The sequence below is a fragment of the Thalassobius sp. MITS945101 genome, assembly GCF_047123305.1.
GTDB lineage: Bacteria > Pseudomonadota > Alphaproteobacteria > Rhodobacterales > Rhodobacteraceae > Thalassobius.
Window position 1 is genome coordinate 3,579,520 of sequence record NZ_CP138918.1, and the last position, 13,589, is coordinate 3,593,108.

Consider the following 13,589-nt stretch of genomic DNA (forward strand, 5'->3'; position numbering starts at 1 on the left):
TTGCACACGCAGCGAATGGCCGGTCTGGTGAAGCTGCACCGCGGCGGTCGGCCAGGGGCTTAACGTCGGCTTTGGGCCGAAGGCGGACATGGTCGATCAGCAACTTTGAGCAGAAAGAGGACTGTCTCTGCACTAACCCCAACGGCAGCTGTGCGCAGACTCCGGACTTTGCAAAGTCCGGCCCGCAGAACGCCCAAGTCGGACACCGGCCCATAGCTACCATCTCGTGAAACATTGCCTGTGACAGCGCCGGGCCTTCTAGCAGAAAATCAATTTCACCCAGGCTCAGAATAGACCTATAGCCGTGAGCCCCTCATAATACCGGCACCAAAATTGAGATGATTTGAGGTAGCGGCTCACACCGCTTGTATTGAGTAGCTAGCGAAGTGAGCGGCAGAGTACCCGAGCCAATTTCGAGCGCTTAGTGTTCCTGTCTTGGACCGGACGAAACCTGTGCTATAGTCCCGCACAACACGGGATTAAAAAGTCCATTTCAAATTGGCCGCGTCAGAATTGGCCCCTATAGAGCCAAGGCAAGCAAAAATGAAATTTCTGCAATTTTGGAAGATCCTGCCTCGGCTGCTGTTTTTGTTAGCTTTGAGTGTTGTTTTGCTCGTGAGAACCACTGAACCTGCCAATGCCATGAAAATGAGGTTTGACCTCGGCGCAGGTGAAAATTCCGAGCCGTCAGGGCTATTGCACCTGCAATATGACGGTATCTATTTTGAGTACGCTTTGAGGCTTCAAATTGGTACGCTGCTTGGCGAACCAGTGACCAACACCGAAATGCTTTGGAAAATTGATCCTTACGCATCAACTGTATCGGTGCCGAACTTGGGTGGAGCCTCCCCCGGGATGGAAACGATTAACTTGGAGGACCTTGGGCCAGAAGCCATCGACAAAATTGGCTTCACAGAATTCAAGGTGGTGTTCAGGTTTTCTTCCAAGGCCTTTGGTCAAGACGTAATATTGGTACAGGATGTGGGGGTGCTGTCTAGCGGGAACGGACTGAAATGGTCGTAAAACGTACCGGGATCACCTGATTGGTCTCGTCTCTACTCTCCTTACCGCGCAGAGCATCATACATTTACAGACTGGTTTGATCGCCGAGCGTACTTAAGCGAACAAGAGGCAAGAGATGTTCTGAAAAGCGAACCCGAGCTACTGGATGCCTGGATCATCCCCGGACGGTTCACGTCTTATGAGTTACACCAATGGTATCGGCAAACCACCTTTCGCACCAAATTCAATGCGGTGGAAGCCTTTGTGGACGAGGTTTGGAACGAAATCGACGAACAAGACTTGCTTGTGAACCTCGAATATAGTGGTTGGAATTTCGCCCAATTGGCAAGTTTTGGTTCCGATGCGGAGCGTACCGCATCGAGATCAACCGGCACTGGGGTCATTTTCGAGCAAGGTGGACGTGACCAGAACTATTGGAGGGTTGCTTTTGAAGCACTGTCTCACGAGGTCTCGGACAAATTGGAGACCTTAAGAGAGTCAGATTTTTTTAGCCCGGAGGATTACGCCTCTTACCTCCAAATTGTAGCAAAGGCCCAACGGCGCTTGAATGAACGTTTAATTCAGGCCGATAACTGGTCTAGCCCAGACGCTGACCCGCGCCAAATTGCGCGTGGCTATGCTGCACGTTTTGACGACACACCGATTGAAACCACGGATGAACGTACCGCCGCAGGATCGCCCAAGGGCAGCATCTTGTTCTTGATAGACACATCCGGGAGCATGAGCGGCGCTAAGCTGGCGGCCGCAAAACAGGCGGCGCGAGAAAACATGCGCGCCAGTATTGAAAGCGGTTCCGAAGTTGCCATCCTTGGCTTTGCGGGCGACTGCTCGTCGCCAATTTCGTTTTCACATCCACTTTCTATGGACGTTGCTTCGTTGACTACGTTCATCGACCAAATTTCTGCATCTGGTGGAACACCACTGGCATCAGCGCTGACCCATGCCAACGAGTTTTTGCATGACAACAAAGCGCAAGGGTCTCTGTCACAGGCGATTGTTCTGCTGGCGGATGGAGATAACGGCTGTGGAAACATCGATTCCGTGCTTGGTGATCTATCGCACCGCAATATTTTGTACCGGCACGAAGCTGTGGGTCTGGGGATTGGTAGTGGCTCAGAGGCTGTACAACAATTGAATGCCATCGCAGACCGCAGTGGCGGTGGCTATCACTATGCCAGCAGCCCAAAACAGTTAAAACGCGCATTTGAGGATGCCTTTGAAAACATGGCAATTGCACGGATGCTTGGCCAGTTCGGACAAAAGGCAACAACAGCAAAAACGGAACAGCCCTCGTCTCTTTGGGACCAGTTGAAGTAGGAAATCATGAAGTACATTCTATGTTTGCTTATCGCACTTGCGACCTTTACCGCGTCACCATCACGCGCTCTGTCACCTGAAATTCAAGCCGACTTGCTGCTCATACGCGCTATCGAAGCAATTGATGACCAAAACTATCAGTTGGCAATGTCTCACTTTGAGGAACTGGCGAACCTGGACGTGCCCAAACCTGAGGCGTTCTTGTTCCACTACGGAAAAACAGCCTTGAAAGCTGGACGGGCGACCGATGCTATCCGCTTGCTTGAGGCGTATTTAAACACAGCAGGCCAATCCGGAGAATTCTATCAGAGTGCACTTCGACTATATGAAGAGGCTAGAATACGCCCTTCAACAGAATTCGATTTGTGTGACAAACTCATGGCCGAGGAAATGCAATTTGCTCCGGGAATCCCAGACAACCCTGATACTCCACAAGGCTTAAAACTAATCCATTGGGAAGAGATGGAATACGAAAAGGCTATCCCTCCGTGCCGTTTCGCTGCGAACGCTTTCCCGAATGAGCCCCGTATGAGCTTCAACCTTGGGAGGGCGCTAACCTTTACGAAAAATTACGAAGAGGGTTTCCGTTGGTACGAGAAGGCCGCCTACCAAGGGTATCCCGCTGCACAATACAGTTTTTCACATGCTTTTTTGAGTGACGAGTATGGATATGCTAAAGACCTAGACGCCCGCGTAAACTGGCTTAGAAAAGCCGCGAAACAAGGGCACCTCAAGGCTGCATACGACTTAGCTTATGCATATAGAACAGGCAGCGGCGTTAGCCTAAACGTTGAGGCTGCGGTTCATTGGTACCGTTTTGTTAAGTCCCATTCTCCAATACATTATCAAATTAGGGTCATTGAAAATTTCGTCGACCCGGAATCTCCTGTGAAAGATCACGCGCAGGCAGCTATTTGGCTGGACGAGCTGTTGGAAAATGAAAATTACACACGGCGCAGGGACTTTGGTTCTTTAGTGTGGTATTATTATCAGGCTGGCGGAGATGGCTTAAAGAATGTTGCAAACCATGCGGTGTTTAAGCTGTGCCATGCTGTATCGGAATCCTACCCAGGCAAGCAACGGCATCACGCGCAAAGAGACATGCAAACCCAAATGACTCGGGACGTTCAGAAACGCTTGAGGAACCTCGGATTGTATTCTGGACCAATCGACGGAAAGCTAGGGGATAGCACCGACAACGCAATAAGGGCCTACGGCAACTGCTGAAGCAGCTCGGCTAATAGCTGTAGCCCAGGCTCTCAGGAGGAAGGGGAGAGGGATCCGATCTTCATCGTTTCTACTGGTGATCCCCAATATGCGCTAATCTTCCCCAACGATGTAAAACTGTGGCGATGACCGCGACGTTTGTTCCGAAGTCACCGTTTGCGAGGCAGCCTTGGCAGAACATGTACTAAGTGTAAGACGAAATGGGCCATCAACCATAGGAGCGGAAAACAACCATTCAGACGTTCGACGGACCCTTCAAAAAGGGGTTCAACGGCCCGCAACGCTGCCTATCAATTGCTCGCTAGATGCGCATAGCCACCAACGCAACGCCTCCGGCAAGCCCCACTGCGAGTGTGAGAAAATGGAAGTTACGCGACTAACCGAACTTGCAGCCCAACTTGAATGTGGGGCTCCCGGCGTTGCGTTCTGCCTTGAAGCACCAAGATCTACGATTGAACTTGCGCTGGGGCCAGATGGCGATCCCCTTGATGCAAAGATCATAAAACAACAGCAAGAAGAAAAAGGGCTGGGGCCCCATGATATTGCTTGTGGCCTCGACGGGTATGCCGTGCAGCTATTTGCACCTAACTATCCGCTGGAGAAGGGGATATTCTATGACCCATATCTACAGGAAAGCTTCACACGGTTTGCTGTGAAGCTACTAGGGCTTACATGGGTGGACAAGGGGCCGCGCTGGGGATGCGGACATGAACTGTTTGATGTGCCTGAAAACTCATGGGAATATTCTCCTGAGCAAACTGCAAATGCTGTACTACGGTTGATTGAAGGGAAAGCGCCTTGGACAAAGGCGAATAACTTCAAGCGAGACGTTGACCTTGATATTTAGTGCAGCGGACGGCCGCTATCCACCTTGAGCGCTCTAGAGGCTGCCTCATACTGCACCCAGCACGAATGTCTTAGAAGGGCTGGCACCAGCAGTTGATAACCTTGGTTCGCGCGCAGTTTCGCTGCGGACACGCTGCCGCACTGCCGCATGGCGGCTTAGAGCCCAAACTACCGAATGCTGCGGCATGTACCTATATCAGCAAAGCCGACCGAGGCCGCCATTTAGAGAGCCTGGCAAGTCTATCCCGCGATGGATAGTGACGATTTAGACTGAGTATCAGTGGCTTGCTCGGTGTTGTGCAGTTCGTGTTCATGTTTCCATCGCGGAATATCGCGCTGCGTCGCGCTACTTGGCGAAAGCGTCTAGCGAGTCTTTGCTTGACCTCACAAGCAGGCGACGTTTCCAAGATGCTGGTCGGCCTCTTCGGTCCGACCGCTTCCGGTTGGCAGTCTCGGTCGACGGCACCTACCTTTTCGGCGCGACGCTCATGTACAAGATCAACGACAGTAAGTCGGCGCGGATGAGCGGGCGGCTCGTCCTGAACGGCGCAACGGAGATCCGCAACTCCTTCGGAGAGATCAGCGGCGCGCGTATTTCTGAGACTTCCGTGCTATGGCTCCACTCGATGGTCGCGCTCACCACCAACGACACCATCGAGTTGCATGGCATCTTCCGCGCCGCGGACGGCTACATCGCCTGCAACCACACCTCGTTCCTGACCTGAGCCCCAAGTTTCCTCCACCTCCTGGAGAGCCCTTGGGTTTGGTTTGATGGCCTTACGCGGCTAATTTGTCCATCATCGTTTTCAAAGCAAATTCTTTCGGTGTCAGATTGCCCAACGCCGAATTTGGTCTTTGACTGTTGTAATCCTCTTGCCATGCTTCCAGCATTTCCCGGGCCTCGGCCAGTGAGCTGAACAGCGTTTCATTGAGGCATTCGTCGCGCAGCTTGCCGTTGAAGCTTTCTATGAATGCGTTCTGCGTTGGCTTTCCCGGCGCTATATAGTGCCAGTCGATCCCGGTTTCCTGCACCCATCGCAGTATGGCCATGCTGGTGAACTCAGTTCCGTTGTCCGACACGATCGTGCACGGCGCGCCCCGCGCTGCAATCAGCCGGTCCAGTTCTCGCGTGACCCGCAAGCCCGATAGCGATGTATCGGCCACCAGCGCCAAGTTCTCACGCGTGTGATCATCCACCACAGTCAGGATCCGGAAGCGGCGACCATCGGTCAGCGCATCAGACACGAAATCGAGGCTCCAACGCTGGTTTGGGCCATTTGGCACAACCATCGGCCTTCGCGTGCCCAAAGCCCGCTTTCTACCGCCCCTGCGGCGCACTTGGAGCTTCTCTTCGCGATAGATCCGACGGAACTTCTTGTGGTTCACTCGTTGCCCGGCAGGCGATTTGCAATGCAAATCTGCCGAGAGGGGGCCAGCCCTGACGCTCGACCATCACATGCAGCCTCCGATAGCCGAACCGGCGACGTTCCTTGGCGACCGCCTTCATGGCATCGCGCAGGTCCGTGTCATCCGACCGGCGCGATCGATACCGCACCGTCGAACGATCAACGTCCAAAGCAGAGCACGCCCGACGCTGGCTCACCTGATGGACCTCCACCAGATGCGCCACCGCCTTCCGCTTGGCATCGGGCGTCACCACTTTTTTGAGTTCACATCCCGCAACATCGCATTGTCGAGCATCTGCTCGGCCAGAAGCTTCTTCAGCTTCGCGTTCTCGGCTTCTAGCGCCCGGAGCTTCTTCGCATCCGAAGGCTCCATACCGCACTCGCCATTGTCACTCGGACCAATGGCGTTCCAAGGCTCGTTTCGACTTGTATTTGTAGAAGGTGCCTTGGCTGATCCCATAGCGCCTGCACACGTCAGCCGTCTTCTCGCCAGCTTCCTGTTCCTTGATCATCTGAATGATCTGTTCGTCGGTGAATCTCGTCTTCATTTGTCCGTCCTTAAGTTGGGCGGACTCTACACAAAACTGGAGGAGATTTAGGGGCTCAGGTCAAGCTCAATGACCTGAGTGATATAGCCTTGGGACCACATCAGCACGATCTCGGAGAGGCTTGCTGAGACCGCCCCCGGCCCCAGGCAGATGCTAGTGACAGGAAACACTGCGTCGCAGGGGCTGGTACCAAACCCCCATACCCCAACCACTACCCCCCCCTTACTCAACCACTTCAAAATCGTCATCGTCCTCCGACGGCAGCTGCCTTTTGTAACGGCGATCCAGTTTTCGGGCACGGTTGAACTCGGTGGTACCGGGGTGAAGCTGGTGATTGTGGTATTGCAACATCAGCTCAAGGTCCCCCGCACTGAAGCCGGTTTGGTGCTTGAATTTGGTCAGCAGGTTACGTTTGGCCTCATTGGTCATTTGTGCGTAGTTGCGCTGGGTAATTTCCAGTGTCTCATGACCGAGATTGCGGGACCACGCGGTGCACAGCTCGAGGGTGGTGCAGACCGTATCGCCAAGTGCCTTTAGCGTGTGACGCGCAGCATGTGGCGTGAAGCGGCCGCCGGTAGCGTCCTCAAAGGCTTGTGATACGGCAGCTTGGGAACGCATTGGCACGATTTCTGGGTGATTTCCCGGGATTTCTCCACCCGCCTCTGGCAAATCACCACAGGCGGGAAACACGGCATCACAAGGGCGGAAGCCCTTTGCTAGCAATTCGTCGACCCAGTCGATGAAATAGGGCTGTAGCGCTTCGGTTTTCGGGAACCAATCCACCATAAAACTCTTGCTGTTCTTGGCGCGCAGTTCCGCCCCGTCGTGGAACACCTCACGCCGCTCCATGTTGAGATGACGGAGCCGTAGCGAGGTCAGCGCTGCGGCCCGCAAGCCAGTGATAAACGCGAAGGCCACCATCGCGCGATCCCGGCGCTGTTGCAGCGTTGCAAAGGGCATAGCGGCCAGCATCAGGGGCACCTCTGAGAACTTGGGATAGGCCCGGGGCGCCAACTCCAGCGCCTTGGCCAACGCCTTGCGCGGCAGTTCAAAATACTCCGGCAACATCTGGTTCATGCGGCGGTAGCCAGACTGTTTAACCAACCAGGCGAAAAATGCCGCCAATTGGCCGGCCTTTTTGCTGACCGTGCTGCGGCTCAACCCTCCTTGCTCTTTTGGCAGTAGGGCCTTCCCGATCAGGAAGTCGCGGTAACAGTCGGCGTCTTCTTGAGTGACCTCCTGAAAAGGTCTTCCCCCGATCATATGCTCAAATTCGCGGATCGCAGCGAGGTACTTGTCGATGGTTTTACCATCCCACTTGCGCGCATAGATCTGCCATTGGTGGATCACCGCGTCATTACACATGTGCCAGTCGGCGGACTCATTTTCCTCAGTTTTCACAATACCACCCAAGAAATGGGGGCTACCTTCATCTGAGATACCCAAGGTGATGTTGTTTTCCAGCGCGTCACGAAGCATGTTGCATTCAGTCTCATTCAGGAGCTTGTGAAGGGCCGCATCGCAGTCGGGGCAGCGTGCAAAGGCCATACCCGCGTGTTTGATCGCAGGCTCAATGTACAGGCCTTCAAGAGTAGGAAAGACCGCAGCTTTGCAACCGAAACACTTGAACTCTCCCTGACGCAACCGGCGACGGCTACGCTCCCGACGCTCTTTGTGAAATCGGATGAGCTCAAGGCCACGAAACAGCTGCAGCCCGCTGTCATTCGAAGGGCGCAAACCAGAATGCACCCAGTTCGACAACGTATTGCGATGGATGCCGTAGAGCGAGATGACCTGAGGCACGGAATAGACGCTATGCTCTTTGGGGCGGATGTGGCTAAATGATTTGGGCATCAGCCGCCCTCCCGCTGAAGCATCATCTCAAAGGCCAGCAGGTCCGGGAGATACCAGCGCGTTGTTCCAGGCGAAAGTTGCACACCCTTGGGAAAGCCAGGTTTCTTCTGCGCCCAGCGCCACACAGTGGCCACAGACACCTCATAGCGTTGCGCAACAGACTGAACAGACAGATATTTCTGCTGATCTGCGCCACAATCGACGTAAGAAGCTGCACCGGCAGGTTCACGAATAGGCAAGGCGCACGGTGGGGCCTCAGACTGTGGAACGAGCGCCCCGACAGAGCGCTGACTTGCTGCCTCGAGAGGCGCCACCTTAGGCGCATCTACGCCAGAGTGGTCGAACAAAGATACAGGAGTGGAGACGGAGTCCAGACGTGACGACATAGTGAAAAACCTGAAAGTGTAGGTTTTCCTGACCCGTCATAAGTCTGGAAACGATTAGAAGGCGCCTTGCGAATCTTCGAAAGACGGATCCAAAGGGATCGAGGCCATCTGATACGCGTCGCGATACAAAGGTCAAATTCTTTTTTGAGTAATTGTTGGGATGTGGGACCAGATGTGGGACCAGCTCGGAGCCCTTGGTATTTGTTTACCAAAACCAACAACTTAAGTGGTGAATATGGCAGAGAGGAAGGGATTCGAACCCTCGAGACGGTCTCCCGCCTACGCACTTTCCAGGCGCGCGCCTTCGACCACTCGGCCACCTCTCTACAATTCTCTTCCGCAGAAGAGAAGGTGAGCACCATCTATAAAAGCTCTCCCGCCTCCGCAAGCCCAAAAGTGAAACTATCGGCGCCAAATTGAGATTTTTGTGCCCGCTCCGCTGCCGCAGCCCTCTGGTCAGCTTTTCAGCATGGCACCGAAATGTGACAGGCCTATCCATCTGAAAACGCGCTGATCTGTTGTATCCTGAGCCCGCATCGCACATAGTGCCCGCGCACCTAGGGTGCGCTGTCCTCTCCGGCCTGCTCAAGGCCGCTCGCAAGACCCCGAAAGCAAGTCCCGATGAACCAAAGCCACCGCCGCCCCCCAACTGCCCGCCGCCTGCCCGTTCTGGAACGTGGCAAAACACAGATGGATCGGGTTCAGACCGGGGCGCTGATCATCATTGCCTTTGCAGTGGTGCTGTTTTTGCTGGTGCAGGCGCGGTTCTTGCTGGTGTCCTTGGCGACGGCGATTGTGCTGTTCTCCTTGACCAGCGATGCGATCAATTTCATTGCCCGGCAACGGATTGGCCCACTGCGGATCCCAAACCTCTTGGCCTCACTGACCGCTTTGGCGCTGATTTCAGCGGGGATGCTGGTGTTGACCTCCATCATCCTGAGCCAGATCAACACGGTTCTGACCACCACGCTGACATATGCGGAAAACCTGCCACGGGCGGTTGCCGCGATGGTGGCCTGGATGGGCGAAGATGTGGAGCAGTCGGTGTTCAACTCGGTCAGCTCAGTTGATGTGGGCAGCTACCTGCGCACTGCGGCAGGTCAGGCGGGTAACCTGATGTCGGCCACCGTGTTGATCATCCTTTTTGTTGGCTTCCTCTTTGCCGAGCGGATCTGGTTCAACACCAAGCTGTTGAACTTTATCGGTGATGAAGAGAGGGCGAAACGGGTTGGCCGCACCATTGGCACCATTATTCACCGGGTGAACTACTACCTGCTGGTAAAGTCCGGCGTCAGTGCGGCGACCGGGGTGATGGTCTATGTGGTGGCAGGGTTCTTCCAGCTGGAGCTGGCAGCCGCGCTTGGCATTCTGACCTTTGTGCTGAACTATATCCCCAACATCGGCTCTATCGTGGCCACCGTTCTGGTGGCGCTGGTGACCTTTGTGCAATTGGGGGAACCGGGACCGACGGCCGCGATTTTTGTCACCGTGGGGCTGATCCAGTTTCTGGCCGGTTCTGTGATCGATCCGATGCTGATGGGGCGGGCGCTGCGACTGTCGTCCTTCGGGATCATCATCAACCTTGCCTTCTGGGGGGCGGTCTGGGGCGTCCCGGGGATGTTCCTGTCGGTGCCGATCATGGTGGCGATGATGATCATCTGCTCTCAGGTGCCGGAACTGCGCCCAATTGCCATTCTGCTGTCGCGGGAGGGTCTGCCGGAGCAGGATACGGATGAGGCTCCGCAGGTGGAAACCCCCGCCACCGAGAGCGAAGACAACGCCGCCTGAACCAAGCGGGCAGCGTGCCTAACGTTCAGTCATCAAGATGCAGGTAAACCCGTCGGTTCTGCTTGCCCTTTTTCTCGACCTTGCCCAGACGGATACGGCCAATTTCGCTGGTGCGCGCCACATGGGTGCCGCCACAGGGCTGCAGATCCACCTGATCGTCTCCTGCGCCGATCCGCACCAGCCGTACCCGGCCCTGCCCCATCGGGGGCATCACTGACATGGTTTTGACAAGACCGGGGTTGGCCTCCAGCTCGGCGTCCGAAATCCATGTTTCCGAGATCGGAAGATCACGGTCGATCAGAGCATTCAGCGCCTCGGCCAGAGCCTCTTTGTCCTCTGGCGCCTCAGGCATGTCGAAATCAAGCCGCCCCTTGTCCGCAGCGATCGAGCCACCGCTTACCGGCAGGGGGATCACCACAGACAACAGGTGCAACGCCGTGTGCACCCGCATGTGGCGGTGCCGGCGGTTCCAATCGAGGTCTTGGGTGACTTTGGTGCCCGCAGGGGGCAATTGGGATGGCTCGGCAGGCACCAGAACAATCGCACCCTCATCCCCTTTGACGGTGGTGGCGATGCTGATCTCTCCGCCCTGCCAGGTGACAGAGCCGCTGTCGCCTGGCTGGCCGCCACCGGTGGGGTAGAAAATCGACTGATCCAACACGATCCCACCCTCAGGCGTCAACGACACCACCCGCGCCTCCGCGCTGCGTTGATAGGCATCTTCGCGGAACAGGGCTTCGGTCATGTCATACTCCTTGGCTCAATAAGGCTTATTCAGGTTTTTTCAATTCAATTGGAGGCTCTTCTTGCCCCGTTTCACCCGTGTTGGCGGGCGCTGTACTGGCGGGACGCAACGCTTCGGGGTTGCGCAGCCAGATGTCGCGCTGCGCAAAGGGGATTTCAATATCTTCTTCGGTGAACCGTGCGGCAATAGCGTGGTTCAGCTCGGAACGCACAGTCAGCGACCAGTTCACATCGCGCAGGATGGCGCGGATCTCAAAATCCAGACTGTCAGCGCCAAAGCCCTGAAACAGCACCGCAGGCGCCGGATTTGCCACCACCATCGGATGCGCCTCGGCAATTTCGCGCAGGATTGCCTCGACCCGCCGTGTATCGGTGCCATAGGCCACCCCAACGCGCAGGATCACCCGCCCCACCGTGTTGCCACGGGTGAAATTGGTGACTGTGCCGCTGACCAGATCAGCATTGGGAATGATCACATCGGTCCGGTCAAAGGTTTCAATCCGTGTGGCCCGCACCGAAATGTCACGCACATAGCCCATCTGCCCCCCCACCTCGATCCAGTCACCTTCGGAAATGGGTCGTTCGATCAGGAGAATAATGCCAGAGACGAAGTTCGACACAATGGTCTGCAGGCCAAAGCCGATCCCCACGGACAGCGCCCCGGCGACAATTGCAATGCTGCTGAGGTCCAGACCCGTGCCGGTGATGGCCACCACGGCGGCGATGGTGATACCGATGTAGCCGACACCGGACACAATCGCCGTCTGTCCACCCTGATCGATCCGCGTTTTGGGCAGCACCGAGCTTTTGAGCGCGTTTTGCAGCATCCGCGTGATGACATAGCCGATGGCAAACAACAGCACAAAGCTGAGGAAGTCACTGGGCGAAATACGGGTGTCGCCAATGGTCAGACCTTCCAGGAAACGCGACCACAATTCTGTCAGGTCGGTAAAGCGCATGCCCCAGACCAGCGCCAGAACCGGCAGCGACAGCGCCACCAGCGCAACCCCGATCAAGGCGGGGATCAGTGCCTCACCGGGATCACCATCGCGTTTGGTGGCCAACGCATAGGCCTGTTCGGTGAAATATTGCATCGCAAACAGCAGCCCCAAAAGACCGCTGGTGATGGCCGCCGGATAGACCAGCGCCTCGGCGGCGTTGCGGTAGCCGACAGCTGCCAAAACGGGGCTGACCATGGCAATGATCAGAGCCCCCTGCGCCAACAGCCGCACAGCGCGCAGCCGGAAGGGCACAGATTCTTCAGCTGCCTCCAGACGTGGTGCCAGCATGCCGCGAATGACCCGCGCCAGACGCGCCAGCGCCAGACTGGTCAGCACCAGCACAGGGAAGCTTAGCACCGCTGCCGTGGCTGGGGTCAGTACTGTAACACCGGCGAAGGTCTGCGTTGCCATCGCCAGTACAACAAAAAGGCCCAGCATAACACCCAGTCGGCGCATCTCGCCGCGTCGGGTTTCGGGCACGTCAAAGACCGCAGGCGCCGGTGCATCTGGAAACAGCCGTTCACAAAGCCAGCGCGCCGCCAGAATGATCGCGCCCCAAAGCGGCAGCTGTGCCAGCAGAACCTCACCCTTCAGGCCAATGAAACCACTGTTGAGCACCGCTTGAGTCAGCAGCAACAGCCCCGCCCAGGGCATCGCCACCTTGGCCATCGACACAAGGAAGGACCAGACCTCGCCCAGTGGGCCGGGCAGATGGCGCAGACGTCCGGCAAGACCACCAGCCCAGCGACGCCCGCGCAGCAACATCACAGAACCAAAAAGCGTCAGCGGCAGTGTAACCAAGAGGTTCTGGCGGAACTCGAACTGGCGCAATTCATTATCCAGATTGCCCTGCAACTCATTGCGCAGCCCCGTCAGAGCGCTGGACAGCTCCACCAGCGCGTCGGGCCAGAGCACCGGATTGATCGGGCTTGGCCCCAAGGAAACCAAGGCATCGGCCTGCCGGTTGCGCAGAATGCTGTCAATCTCGGCAATCAAGCCGCTGGCACGGCTGTGCGCCTCTTCGGCGGCCAGAACCGGAGCCAGAAGGCGGGACAGCTGGCCGGTCAGGTCGCTGCGCCGCGCTGCGATCTCGGCACTTTCGCCGCCTTCGTCGGGGGCGTCGCCCAGCACAGCCAACTGCCGCCGCAGATTGGCAATCCGCTGGGCATTTGCGCCCTGTGCTTTCAGGAAATCTTCGCGCCAGCTGACCAGTTCGGCCCGCAGCGCCTCCAGTGCTGCATCAGAGGCACGTCCTGCCTCCAAAGCGGCCTCGGCGCGGGCGGCGGTGCGTTCCCAGGCTTCGGTTTCAGCATTGGCGGCGGGGGCGCCACCGCTCTGCGCCCATGCAGGATCTGCCAGCAGTGGCAGCACCGGCAGCGCCAGCAAAAAGGCGACCAGCAGGGCATTCACCCAGCTGGTCCACCATGTCCTCCCCTGCCCCCGCAACGC

9 protein-coding genes, 1 tRNA gene and 1 pseudogene are annotated in these 13,589 nt (G+C 56.5%); 6 read left to right on the forward strand and 5 right to left on the reverse strand.

From position 1 onward, the window contains the following. The first annotated feature begins 543 nt into the window (after positions 1-543). From SIC14_RS17635 to SIC14_RS17655, 5 genes are all read left to right on the forward strand, one after another. Positions 544-1,023, forward strand: a complete 480-nt coding sequence (locus SIC14_RS17635) for a hypothetical protein (RefSeq protein ID WP_412563220.1) — start codon at positions 544-546, stop codon at positions 1,021-1,023. A gap of 243 nt (positions 1,024-1,266) precedes the next feature. Next, positions 1,267-2,340 carry a vWA domain-containing protein gene (locus SIC14_RS17640; protein ID WP_412563221.1) on the forward strand — a complete coding sequence of 358 codons (1,074 nt, stop codon included), beginning with the start codon at positions 1,267-1,269 and terminating at the stop codon, positions 2,338-2,340. Between the two features lie 6 nt (positions 2,341-2,346). Continuing rightward, the gene (locus SIC14_RS17645) at positions 2,347-3,567 is read left to right on the forward strand and encodes a peptidoglycan-binding protein (protein ID WP_412563222.1); all 1,221 of its coding nucleotides are present in this window, start codon (positions 2,347-2,349) and stop codon (positions 3,565-3,567) included. A 361-nt stretch (positions 3,568-3,928) separates the two neighbouring features. Further along, positions 3,929-4,414 (forward strand): hypothetical protein, encoded by a 486-nt coding sequence (locus SIC14_RS17650; protein ID WP_412563223.1) that lies wholly within the window; start codon positions 3,929-3,931, stop codon positions 4,412-4,414. Between the two features lie 487 nt (positions 4,415-4,901). After that, the gene (locus SIC14_RS17655; protein WP_412563224.1) at positions 4,902-5,138 is read left to right on the forward strand and encodes a hypothetical protein; all 237 of its coding nucleotides are present in this window, start codon (positions 4,902-4,904) and stop codon (positions 5,136-5,138) included. Positions 5,139-5,190: 52 nt separating this feature from the next. Here SIC14_RS17655 and SIC14_RS17660 read toward each other — a convergent pair. The 3 genes and pseudogenes from SIC14_RS17660 to SIC14_RS17670 form a co-directional block, all read right to left on the reverse strand. Beyond that, a pseudogene (locus SIC14_RS17660) lies at positions 5,191-6,367 on the reverse strand (IS3 family transposase). Positions 6,368-6,589: 222 nt separating this feature from the next. Beyond that, positions 6,590-8,170 carry a tyrosine-type recombinase/integrase gene (locus SIC14_RS17665; protein ID WP_412563225.1) on the reverse strand — a complete coding sequence of 527 codons (1,581 nt, stop codon included), beginning with the start codon at positions 8,168-8,170 and terminating at the stop codon, positions 6,590-6,592. Between the two features lie 673 nt (positions 8,171-8,843). Next, positions 8,844-8,933: transfer RNA gene (locus tag SIC14_RS17670), tRNA-Ser, on the reverse strand. A 364-nt stretch (positions 8,934-9,297) separates the two neighbouring features. Between SIC14_RS17670 and SIC14_RS17675 the strand changes: the two genes are divergently transcribed. Next, positions 9,298-10,395, forward strand: coding sequence for an AI-2E family transporter (locus SIC14_RS17675; protein WP_412565891.1), 1,098 nt, complete (start codon positions 9,298-9,300; stop codon positions 10,393-10,395). A gap of 25 nt (positions 10,396-10,420) precedes the next feature. Here SIC14_RS17675 and SIC14_RS17680 read toward each other — a convergent pair whose 3' ends face one another. Continuing rightward, on the reverse strand, positions 10,421-11,140 hold the full coding sequence (locus tag SIC14_RS17680; RefSeq protein WP_412563226.1) for an alanyl-tRNA editing protein: 720 nt from the start codon (positions 11,138-11,140) through the stop codon (positions 10,421-10,423). A 25-nt stretch (positions 11,141-11,165) separates the two neighbouring features. Continuing rightward, positions 11,166-13,550 (reverse strand): DUF3772 domain-containing protein, encoded by a 2,385-nt coding sequence (locus SIC14_RS17685; protein ID WP_412563227.1) that lies wholly within the window; start codon positions 13,548-13,550, stop codon positions 11,166-11,168. Positions 13,551-13,589: the final 39 nt, after the last annotated feature.

Bases quoted from the DNA above. Each gene is read 5' to 3' on its own strand.
- SIC14_RS17635 (WP_412563220.1), top strand. From the start codon at position 544: ATGAAATTTCTGCAATTTTGGAAGATCCTGCCTCGGCTGCTGTTTTTG.
- SIC14_RS17645 (WP_412563222.1), top strand. From the start codon at position 2,347: ATGAAGTACATTCTATGTTTGCTTATCGCACTTGCGACCTTTACCGCG.
- SIC14_RS17650 (WP_412563223.1), top strand. From the start codon at position 3,929: ATGGAAGTTACGCGACTAACCGAACTTGCAGCCCAACTTGAATGTGGG.
- SIC14_RS17655 (WP_412563224.1), top strand. From the start codon at position 4,902: ATGTACAAGATCAACGACAGTAAGTCGGCGCGGATGAGCGGGCGGCTC.
- SIC14_RS17675 (WP_412565891.1), top strand. From the start codon at position 9,298: ATGGATCGGGTTCAGACCGGGGCGCTGATCATCATTGCCTTTGCAGTG.
- SIC14_RS17680 (WP_412563226.1), bottom strand. From the start codon at position 11,140: ATGACCGAAGCCCTGTTCCGCGAAGATGCCTATCAACGCAGCGCGGAG.